The organism is Nguyenibacter vanlangensis, from assembly GCF_013376155.1.
Classification (GTDB): domain Bacteria; phylum Pseudomonadota; class Alphaproteobacteria; order Acetobacterales; family Acetobacteraceae; genus Gluconacetobacter; species Gluconacetobacter vanlangensis.
This window is the reverse complement of the sequence record NZ_JABXXP010001291.1, coordinates 1-511: the sequence shown is the minus strand read 5'-3', so window position 1 is coordinate 511 and position 511 is coordinate 1. Positions and strand designations below refer to the sequence as shown.

Genomic DNA, 511 nt, shown 5'->3' with positions numbered 1-511 from the left:
CCGCCCTCCGGACTTCGCAGACCGGGTCAACCGGGCCGATGCAAGGGCATGCTCATGCGCCAGCCAGGCACGCAGATCCGCCAGCGCGAGTCGGTCCAGCACCGCCAGGTCGACCGCGTCGCCGACATGCGGGCCGATGAAATCCAGAAACCGGTCCAGGTCGCCGCGATAGGCGTCGATCGTCCGCACCGATGCCCGCCGCTCGTCCCGCAGCCAGGACAGGAAGGCATCGCGCAGCGCCGCCCCCTCCATGCGCTCCCCCATCCGTTCCCCGGTCATGCGCCCCCCATCGCCGGCACCCGGCATCGGCGCCCAAAGCGGGCAAGACAGAACGCGGCAGGGCGGATAGAAAACCTCATGGCCAGCACGACACTAGACAAACCCGCCCCGGGGCGGAAGCCCGGGGCCGCCGCGCGCCGGCGCGTCTCCGTGCTGCTGCCGCTGCCTTTCCCCGGACCGTTCGACTACGCCCTGCCCGATGACGGCCGGCTGGACGATGTGCGGCCGGGCG

General features: G+C 72.0%; 1 protein-coding gene. It reads right to left on the bottom strand.

Going from position 1 to position 511, the window contains the following annotated elements; translation table 11 throughout:
• Positions 1 to 279, bottom strand: a 279-nt coding sequence (locus HUK84_RS22670; protein WP_246285855.1) for a site-specific integrase, incomplete at its 3' end; no start/stop codon positions are given.
• Positions 280 to 511: the final 232 nt, after the last annotated feature.